The following is a 9,563-nucleotide window of genomic DNA, read 5'->3' on the forward strand; positions in this document are numbered from 1 at the left end:
TATTTTTACACAGGATTTTGGACTTGACTGGAAAAAGGGCGAAACCGTGGAAAAAGTCATGAGCCAGTGGTCGACTCTTTCGAGTGGACCACTAGCTGGGCCGGAAAGCTTGGAAAAGGGCAGGAAACGGGGCAAAAGTCATGAGCCAGTGGTCGACTCTTTCGAGTGGACCACTAGCTGGGCCGGAAAGCTTGGAAAAGGGCAGGAAACGGGGCAAAAGTCATGAGCCAGTGGTCCACTCCGTCGAGTGGACCACTAGCTAGAATGGAAAGGCCAAAAACCTGGGCTACTAGCTAGAAAAAAAGCCTTTTAGGGGCTTTTGCCGGGGCGGAATCTTTGCTATAATAACTTTTAGTGCAAAAAGTAACGACGAAATGATATCCAATTTATGGAAGGAACTTAACAATGACAGCATCACATCACTCAAAGGGCCGGCGTCACGGCCACTCCCGCCATGGTCATGGGCGGACTAAGTCAGTGCTCTGGCGAATTAACTGGCTCTTTATTATTTTGGCAGTGGTAGCTAGTGGCTTGGTTGCCTATTTCCTCTTAACCTACAAGATTCTGGCCGGGCGAGGCTACCATCTCTGGGTCTTGGGCGGCTTGGGCGCGGTCTTACTGCTCCTGATTCTGCTTAATGGCCTCAAGCGCCTGGGCAAAACCACCCTGGTCCTTGCCACCGTCGTCATTTTGGGGGCTAGCTACGGCGCCTACCAAATGAATGCCACCGTCAATTTCTTCAACAAACTCAATACCAATACCCAGAAGAAGGAACTGACTATGAGTCTGGCTACCCTAGCAGAGGGCGGCGTGGCAGATGTGTCGGCCTTAGACGGCAAAGTGGTCCTAGCGCCGCTAGGCCAAGATCGCGACAATGTCCAAGCCTTAGTCGATGACCTCAAGGCCAAACGCCAGGTAACGGTGACCGTTCAGGAAGTGCCATCCTATTTGGCTGCCTACCAACAACTCCTGGACGGCAAGGCTCAAGCTATGGTCCTCAACTCAGGCTATGAGTCCCTCTTAGAAGGCATGGCTAGCGACTTCAGCAGCAAGATTAAAAAGCTATACCAGTACCATCATGTAACCGAAGTAGCCGAAGAGCCGGCTAAGCCAGCGACGGAAACCCAGCAAACCAGCCAGACACCAGCTGAGAACCAGCCTTTCAACCTCTATATCTCAGGGATTGATACCTTCGGGCCAGTCAGCTCCGTCTCCCGGTCAGACGTCAACGTTATCGCCACTATCAACCCTAAGACCCATCAGATTCTTCTGACCACCACACCGCGTGACGCCTATGTACCAATCGCGGATGGCGGGGCAGACCAGAAGGACAAATTGACTCACGCGGGGATCTATGGCGTGGAGGCTTCCATGCATACCTTGGCCCGTCTCTATGACACGCCAATCGACTATTATGTCCGCCTCAACTTCACCTCCTTCCTCAATATCATCGATACGGTAGGGGGCATCGATGTCTACAACGACCAAGCCTTTACCTCCCTCTACGGCAAATATGATTTCCCTGTCGGGGAACTCCACCTTAATGCCGACCAAGCCCTAGGCTTCGTGCGTGAGCGTTACTCCCTGTCAGGTGGGGATAATGACCGCGGCAAGAACCATGAGAAGGTTATTACCGCCCTGATTAAGAAATTAGGCAGTCGCCAGACCCTGCTCCAAGCCCAAGAAGTCATGGATCGCATGAGCCAGTCGGTGCAAACTAATCTGCCACTGGCTAAGGTCATGGAACTGGTCAACGAGCAACTCGAGAGCGGTCAAGCTTACACGGTTACCTCAGTCGCCCTGACTGGCCACGGTTCAACTGGCCTACCATCTTATGCTATGCCGGGCGCTGAACTCTATATGATGCAAGTGGATGAGGCTAGCTTGGCTGAGCGTCAAGCCCAAATCAAGCAAGTACTCGGCCAATAGGCCCGCTTTCAAGGAGAAAAGGAGAAACTTATGACACAAACATATGATTATCTAGTGGTAGGTGCCGGCCTCTTTGGCGCTACCTTTGCCCACGAAATTGCCAAAAAAGGCAAGCGCGTCCTGGTTATTGAGAAGCGCGACCACGTGGCGGGCAATATCTATACGGAAGAAATCGCGGGCATTCAAGTCCACAAATTTGGCGCCCACATTTTCCATACTAACGACAAGGCCGTTTGGGATTACGTCAACCAATTTGCGGAATTCAACCAGTATATCAATACCCCAATCGCCAATTATCACGGGGAAATCTACAACCTACCCTTCAATATGAACACCTTCAACAAGCTCTGGGGTGTGGTGACGCCGGAAGAAGCGGCCGCCAAAATTGAAGAGCAACGGGCTGAAGTGGCAGGAAAGACGCCAAGCAACTTGGAAGAGCAAGCCCTGTCCCTAGTAGGTCGCGATATCTACGAGAAACTGATTAAGGGCTATACCGAGAAACAATGGGGCAAGGCAGCCACTGAATTGCCAGCCTTCATTATTCGCCGCTTGCCTGTCCGCATGACCTATGACAACAACTACTTCAATGACCGCTACCAAGGTATTCCAATCGGGGGCTATACCCAGATTGTGGAGAAGATGTTGGATCATCCTAACATTGAAGTGCGCCTAGAGACAGACTTCTTCGCGGACAAGGAGCATTACTTGGCGGCCTTTCCTAAAATTTTCTATACGGGTATGATAGACCAGTTCTTCGACTATGAGTTGGGTGAATTGGAATACCGTAGCTTGCGCTTCGAGACCGAGGTCTTGGACCAAGCCAACTATCAAGGGAATGCGGTGGTTAACTATACCGACCGCGAGACGCCTTATACCCGGATTATTGAGCACAAACACTTCGAGTACGGCACTCAGCCACAAACCGTGGTAACGCGTGAATATCCAGCCAACTGGTCACGAGGGGATGAGCCTTACTACCCAATTAATGATGAGCGCAACACCAAGCTCTATCAGGCCTATACTGACTTGGCTAAGTCCCTGCCACAGGTGACTTTCGCCGGCCGTTTGGGCCACTACCGCTACTATGACATGCACCATGTCATCGGTCTGGCCTTGCAATTGGCAGCCAAAGTAGACTAAATCAAGAATCAAGCCCCCTTACTGGCAGGTAAGGGGGCTTTTGCGCGGTTCGGGCTTTTCTGCTAGAATAGGAGACAAAAGGGAGGTTGTCGTCATGAAGAAAGCCAAATACTGGTGGTCCCTGCTAGTGGGTTGCCTAGGTGCCTTATTAGTCATCAGAGGCTGGGGAGCCGGCCAAGCGGCGCGAGCCCAGGCAGAGTCGGATCAGGTCCAGGTGGTCCAAGCCAAGATTCAGGCCCAGGGCTATGAGTTTGGGCCGGCCGTTAACAAAATTGTCCTTCAGCTCAGTCATCCTGTGACGGCAGTGGACCCTGGTGCCCAGCTAGAGGTTACCACCCAAGGTAAAGGGCGCCAAGTGAGTGCCCTCTATCTAGCTGATGAGCAGGGCCAGGTCTTGCCAGAGGGGCAGGCTAGTCAATGGCTGGCCTTGGACTTGGTGGTGGATTCCTGGGATTTAGGCAGTCTCTTCGGCTACAACCAGGAGCGCTTGATTAGTCAGTGGCAGGCTAACTATCTCATTGCTGTAGGGCCAGTGCAGGTGACGACCCAAGAGGGCAAGTCGGCCCAGATTCGCTTGACGGACTATGACGCCCTGCCCCATCTGGAGCTGCCGGACTTGGCCGGCTATCAATTTGAGCACGTCCATGTAGACGGGGTGACCAATCCCCTGACTGGCCAAGAGGAGAGCCAGACCTTACACTATGGAGCCTTTGAGCCGGCGGCTGCCAAGGATCAGACCCAGGCCAAATTTCCGCTTTTGATTTGGTTGCATGGCCAAGCCGAAGGGGGCGAGGATCCTCGCATTGCCCTGCTAGGTAATGAGGTGACCGCCCTTAGTCGGCCACAAGTTCAAGAGATTTTTACGGCGACGGACCAGCCCGAGCTTAAGGGCGCCTACGTCCTGGCGGTGCAGACGCCGACCTACTGGATGGACGAGGGTGATGGGTTGAATGGGCCGGGGGCGGGCCATTCCCGCTATACTGAGTCCCTTATGCAGGTCATTGGCGACTATGTGGCCAGCCATCCCCAGATTGACCAGCATCGGGTGCATCTCATGGGCTGCTCCAACGGGGGCTATATGACCCTCAACATGGCCCTGCACTATCCGGACTACTTTGCCGGCTTGGTACCCCAGGCAACGGCCTATTCCTACTATGAATTCCAGCGCCTGGACAACGGTCACTATCTGATCAAAGACCCTAAGAAACGGGGCAGTATCCAAACCTATGTGCCAACCCAAAAAGTATGGTTCGACCAAGACAAGGTGGCTGCCCTCAAAGACCAAGCCATTTGGTTTGTCCATAGTCTGGATGACCCGACCGTGCCAGCCAATGCCTATGTCTTGCCGATTTACAAGGACCTAGTCGATGCGGGTGGGCAGAATATCTGGCTGTCCCTCTTCCAATCGGTGCAAGGCCAAGACTTGCCTAAGATGCGCTATTCCGGCCACTTCTCCTGGATTCCCTTCTTCAATCAGCAGGTCCAGGGCGTGCAAGACCCGGAAGTCATTCGCCAAAGCCCGGGCTTGAGCGGCTTTGAGGCCGATAATGCCAGCGGTGGTGGCAGAGCCCAGGTCCAAGTGGCCGGCCAGCCCTATCAGGATGTCTTCCACTGGCTCAACGCCCAACACCGATAAATTAAATTAGAAAAGCGATGGACATATTTGGAAGAAACAATAGAGGCTTTATTGCCATCAACAAGGGTATGAACAGTAAAGACCAAAATAGATTGGAATTTGTAGAGGTGAGAAAAATGTAATGGCAAGACGTCCAACTTAAATCGCAACAGTATAAAATTGCTAGGAGATCATAAGATGAACAATTATATAAAATTAAATGAAGATCGATGGAATAATGTAAAAAATGCCTATACTGAGCCATTGACACATGAAGAATTAGAAGAAGCTAGAAAGCATCCAATTTCTGTTGCCTTAACTGTTGGGAAAAAAGTACCGACAGAATGGTTTGAAAAAGCCAAGGGGAAAAAGATATTAGGTTTAGCTTGTGGTGGTGGCCAGCAGGGGCCAGTTTTTGCTGTAAAAGGGTATGATGTCACCATCATGGATTTTTCTAAATCACAATTAGAAAGAGACGAGATGGTCGCTAAAAGAGAGGGCTTAAAAATCAAGACGATTCAAGGCGATATGACCAAACCATTTCCGTTTGAAGATGAAACTTTTGATATTATTTTTAATCCGGTTTCAAATGTTTATATAGAAGATTTAGAAAATATGTATAAAGAAGCCACTCGAGTATTGAAAAAGGGCGGACTCTTAATGGTCGGATTTATGAATCCTTGGATCTACATGTATGATGCGGACATTGTATGGGATAAACCCGATGAGGAATTACTTTTGAAGTTTGCACTACCTTTTAATTCAAAAGAGCTTGAAGCGGAAGGCAAAATAACCATAAATCCAGAATATGGCTATGAGTTTAGCCATACCTTAGAAAGTCAGATTAGAGGACAACTTAAAAATGGTCTCGCTATGATCGATTTTTATGAATCATGTGATAAAAGAAATCGATTATCACGTTATGGAAATGACTATATAGCTACACTCTGCGTTAAACTATCATATTAAGGGTTAAAAAATACCAGTTTCTATAATTGAAGATAAGGACTTGAGAAACAGTCAATCAAATGAAAATCATCCCATAAGTTGGATTTTTATTGTCCAACTTATGGGGTGCAGTTCAAAAATAGGTTTACTGTTTTTTCTTGCTCAATTTTCAAAAAATCGTCCATAGACATAAAAAGCTACTTGATAAATGCTCTCTGGGTTGCATAATATTAACTGAAATAGACTGGAATTTGTAGAGGTGAGAAAAATGTAATGGCAAGACGTCCAACTTAAATCGCAACAGTATAAAATTACCAGGAGATTATAAGATGAACAATATAGGCAACAAGTTTAAGGAGGAGAGATTATGGATTATAAAGAAATAAAGCTTAATGTTTCAAACAATAAAATTAAAGAATATAAGCAATTTGATGGCTTAAAATTATATTCTGATATTTTTAAATCTGAAGATGAAAAGGTATTGATTAACAAAAGAATATATGTTACAAAAAAACAGAATTATGTTTATTACGAAAGGACAGATGTAAATTGGAATTATTGGTCAAGCGAAAGAAATTATAATTCAACATTTAATCCGGAGAATGATAGTAAACACAACATTATATTTGAAGTTTCATCAGAATTAAGCGATTTTATTAAATATTTGGGAGAAGAAATAATTCGGAAGATTGAATTGAAACAGCACAATGGAGAAATTGTTGAGATATTAGATATTTAATTGTGTTATGAAGAATGAAGCATTGACTTAAAATATAATATCTACTCAAGCACGTATAATTCCTGTTTTTAGTAATATCAATTAAATAAAACAGTAAACCAAAAAAGGTTTACTGTTTTTTTCTTGCTCAATTTTCAAAAAAACGTCCATATACATAAAAAGCTACTTGATAAAATGCTCTCTGGCTGGTGGCTCCATCGCTTGAGTGTAGGCCTTATTGGTGCTCGCGCTTTGTGAGGGTATCGTCTGTGCTTGTCCGCGCCATGGGCCCCTAAGACCGACAAGTCCGCTAGCTACTAGCGGATTAACTTATCCCAGATGACGACCTGACCGGTCGCCAGGGACCTAGGGACGTCAATGATGCGCTGGTTGCGGCTACCCCGGAATTGCAGGGTTAGGTCTAACTGTTCTTGGATGAAGCGACCGTCGACTAGAATATCGACATAGGACAGGAGTTCCAACTTGTCCGGCGTCTCCTGCATGAGTTCCTCCCAGTCATAGCCTGTCCAGGACCAGATATCCTTGCTGCGGCCATAGCGTCGTCTGACTTCCTGGCAGAGGTCAATCAGGACCGCCGTATGGAGAAAGGGCTCGCCACCCAGTAGGGTCAGGCCTTGGCAGTAGCTGGCGCCTAGGTCGGACAGGATTCTTTCCTTGAGTTCCTCCGTGTAGGGAGTGCCGTAGTTGAAGTTCTGGGCCACCTTGTTGTAGCAACCCGGGCAGGCGAAGTGGCAGCCGCTGACATAGAGGCTACAACGAACGCCTTCGCCGTCCACGAAGTTATAGGGCTTGTAGTCGGCCACCTTGGTAGTCGTCTCAGGAATGGCCATGGCTAGACCTCCTTGTCGTCAGCTGGGTCCGGGCCTTTGTCGGAGGACTTAATGCGGATGGTCAGGTGTTTCTGCCGGGCCACAATTTCCTTGTGACGCCCAGCCACCATAGGTCTAGCCTGAGGGTTGCCCAGGTAACCACAGGTCCGCTTGACCACGTCGCAGGTCTCGGGATTGCGGTTCTTGCAATAAGGACACTCGAAGCCCCGTTCGGTTGGGTTAAAGTCCCCTTCGTAGCCACACTCAAAACATTTATCAATCGGTGTATTAGTGCCCAGATAGCCGACCCGGTCATAGGCAAAGTCCCAGACGGCTTCCAGAGCCTTAGGATTCTGAACCATATTAGGGTACTCGCAGTAGTGGATGAAGCCGCCTGAAGAATAAGGTGGATAGGCCGCTTCAAAATCAATTTTCTCAAAAGGTGTCGGCTTCTTGCGCACATCGTAGTGGAAGCTATTCATATAGTAGCCCTTGTCGGTAATGTCAGGCACCGAGCCAAAGCGCTCTAGATCCAGACGACAGAAGCGATCAGTCAGGCTCTCACTTGGCGTGGCGTAGACGGAGAAGTGGTAGCCGTATTGGTTGCCCCAGTCTTGGGTGTGCTGATAGAGCTTTTTGACAATGTCGATAGTAAAGGCTTTGGCCTCTTGATCCGTCTCCCAGTCGGGACCGAAGAAGCGAGTGGCCACTTCATAGAGGCCGATGTAGCCCAGGGAGATGGTGGCCCGTTTGTCGCGGAAGAGGTCGTCGACCTTACCGTCGCGGCTCAACTTGCGACCGAAAGCCCCGTGTTGATAGAGGATAGGCGCATTGAAAGGTTTGGCCTCCTTGACCCGCTTGATGCGGTAGCAGAGGGCCTGGCGGGCTATCTCTAATTTGGCTTCTAGCTGCTGCCAGAACTCATCCAGAGTTTGGCTCTCGAGGGCAATCCGGGGCAGGTTAAGGGTCACCACGCCCAGGTTCATACGGCCAGCGTTGATTTCCTGACCGTGCTCGTCCCACCAACCTTGCAGGAAGGAGCGACAGCCCATAGGCGCCTTGAAGCTGCCGGTCAGTTCGACTAGCTTGTCATACATGAGGACGTCGGGATACATGCGTTTGGTGGCGCAACGGACGGCTAGCTCTTTGATGTCGTAGTTGGGGTCTTTGGGAGCCAGGTTGACGCCGCGCTTAAGGGAGAAGACTAGCTTAGGGAAGATAGCCGTTCTTTTCTCTTTGCCGATACCGCCCAGACGAACCTTAAGGATGGCGCGCTGAATTTCGCGTTCAATCCAGGAAGTCCCCAGGCCGAAGCCCAAGGTGGTAAAGGGCGTCTGGCCCTGAGAGGTGTAGAGGGTGTTGATCTCGTACTCCAGACTTTGCATGGCGTCATAGATGTCTTTCTTAGTCCGGGCCGTAGCAAAGTCATGGTGTTGGGTGGTGTCGGGAATCCAATCTTCCGCCAGCTTGAGATGCTTCTCGTAGTTGAGCTGGGCGTAAGGCGCCAGGACCTCGTCAATACGGTCGGCACTACAACCCCCGTACTGGCTAGACGCCACGTTGGCAATAATCTGCGCCATTTGGGCGGTGGCAGTCTGGATGGATTTAGGGGAATCGACTTCTGCATTGCCTATTTTGAAACCGAGCTTGAACATGGTCTTGAAATCAATCAGGCAGCAGTTAGTCATAGGCTGGTAGGGATGGTAGTCTAAATCGTGATAGTGCAAGTCGCCGTTCAAATGGGCTAGGGCGACTGCTTCCGGCAACATGCCAATGCCGATGGCTTTAGCAACGATGCCTGGCGGTCAAGTCTCGTTGGGTGTTGTAGACTTGGCTGTCCTTGTTGGCATTCTCGTTAACAATACTTGACTCCTGTTGGTGCAGGCGGTCAACTGCAGCTTGAATATCTTGGGCCGCTCTAATTTGTGGATTCATACTTATCACCTCAAAGCCTATGCTACCCTAGTCTAGGTGTGAAGTCAATAGACTTTACACTATATATAGTGTTTATAAACTTGTTCCACAACTATATATAGTGTTTCTGTCTGAACCTTGAGGTGTTGGGGTGCTAACTTGGTTGGCGCTTGCTCCATAGCCAAAACAGCTTGGCTAAACTGTGCCAATGTCCGGTCTAGACAAGGCAACTTTGACAGACAAATCTAGGCCAAAGTTTCGCAAGATATAGTGTGGCGTGAGCCAGTGGTCCACTCTTTTGAGTGGACCACTGGCTACCTGGGGAAGTGTCGAAAACGGGTCAAAAGCCCGGAAAAGTTGTGAGCTAGTGGTCCACTCCGTCGAGTGGGCCACTAGCTGCCCGGGGAAGTGTCGAAACAGGGTCAAGCCAGGGAGAGTTGTGAGCCAGTGGTCCACTCCGTAGAGTCGA

General features: G+C 49.3%; 8 protein-coding genes and 1 pseudogene. 6 read left to right on the top strand and 3 right to left on the bottom strand.

Going from position 1 to position 9,563, the window contains the following annotated elements; genetic code table 11:
• The 6 genes from HMPREF3093_RS09875 to HMPREF3093_RS04295 form a co-directional block, all read left to right on the top strand.
• Positions 1 to 226 (top strand): hypothetical protein (locus HMPREF3093_RS09875; protein WP_218970162.1); only part of this gene is annotated, 226 nt, incomplete at its 5' end.
• 179 nt (positions 227 to 405) lie between these two features.
• Positions 406 to 1,929: an LCP family protein gene (locus HMPREF3093_RS04275; protein ID WP_070755765.1), complete on the top strand. Its 1,524-nt coding sequence runs from the start codon at positions 406 to 408 to the stop codon at positions 1,927 to 1,929.
• Between the two features lie 30 nt (positions 1,930 to 1,959).
• Positions 1,960 to 3,069, top strand: coding sequence for a UDP-galactopyranose mutase (glf, locus tag HMPREF3093_RS04280; RefSeq protein ID WP_070755766.1), 1,110 nt, complete (start codon positions 1,960 to 1,962; stop codon positions 3,067 to 3,069).
• Between the two features lie 94 nt (positions 3,070 to 3,163).
• A complete protein-coding gene (locus tag HMPREF3093_RS04285) occupies positions 3,164 to 4,705 on the top strand; it encodes a prolyl oligopeptidase family serine peptidase (protein WP_070755767.1) in 1,542 nt (513 codons plus the stop codon).
• A gap of 177 nt (positions 4,706 to 4,882) precedes the next feature.
• Positions 4,883 to 5,653, top strand: coding sequence for a class I SAM-dependent methyltransferase (locus tag HMPREF3093_RS04290; protein ID WP_070755768.1), 771 nt, complete (start codon positions 4,883 to 4,885; stop codon positions 5,651 to 5,653).
• Between the two features lie 346 nt (positions 5,654 to 5,999).
• The gene (locus HMPREF3093_RS04295) at positions 6,000 to 6,371 is read left to right on the top strand and encodes an EXLDI protein (RefSeq protein WP_070755769.1); all 372 of its coding nucleotides are present in this window, start codon (positions 6,000 to 6,002) and stop codon (positions 6,369 to 6,371) included.
• A 296-nt stretch (positions 6,372 to 6,667) separates the two neighbouring features.
• On the opposite strand, the gene nrdG is transcribed toward HMPREF3093_RS04295, so the two are convergent.
• The 3 genes and pseudogenes from nrdG to HMPREF3093_RS09880 form a co-directional block, all read right to left on the bottom strand.
• Positions 6,668 to 7,201, bottom strand: a complete 534-nt coding sequence (gene nrdG, locus HMPREF3093_RS04300; protein ID WP_070755770.1) for an anaerobic ribonucleoside-triphosphate reductase activating protein — start codon at positions 7,199 to 7,201, stop codon at positions 6,668 to 6,670.
• A 2-nt stretch (positions 7,202 to 7,203) separates the two neighbouring features.
• A pseudogene (gene nrdD / locus HMPREF3093_RS04305) lies at positions 7,204 to 9,046 on the bottom strand (anaerobic ribonucleoside-triphosphate reductase); the annotation flags it as partial.
• 243 nt (positions 9,047 to 9,289) lie between these two features.
• A partial coding sequence (locus tag HMPREF3093_RS09880; protein WP_218970163.1) for a hypothetical protein occupies positions 9,290 to 9,563 on the bottom strand: 274 nt, incomplete at its 5' end.

Source organism: Abiotrophia sp. HMSC24B09, assembly GCF_001815865.1.
Lineage (GTDB): Bacteria > Bacillota > Bacilli > Lactobacillales > Aerococcaceae > Abiotrophia.

Coding starts and splice junctions, on each gene's coding strand:
- nrdG (WP_070755770.1), bottom strand. CDS start 7,201: ATGGCCATTCCTGAGACGACTACCAAGGTGGCCGACTACAAGCCCTAT.
- HMPREF3093_RS04290 (WP_070755768.1), top strand. CDS start 4,883: ATGAACAATTATATAAAATTAAATGAAGATCGATGGAATAATGTAAAA.
- HMPREF3093_RS04285 (WP_070755767.1), top strand. CDS start 3,164: ATGAAGAAAGCCAAATACTGGTGGTCCCTGCTAGTGGGTTGCCTAGGT.
- HMPREF3093_RS04295 (WP_070755769.1), top strand. CDS start 6,000: ATGGATTATAAAGAAATAAAGCTTAATGTTTCAAACAATAAAATTAAA.
- glf (WP_070755766.1), top strand. CDS start 1,960: ATGACACAAACATATGATTATCTAGTGGTAGGTGCCGGCCTCTTTGGC.
- HMPREF3093_RS04275 (WP_070755765.1), top strand. CDS start 406: ATGACAGCATCACATCACTCAAAGGGCCGGCGTCACGGCCACTCCCGC.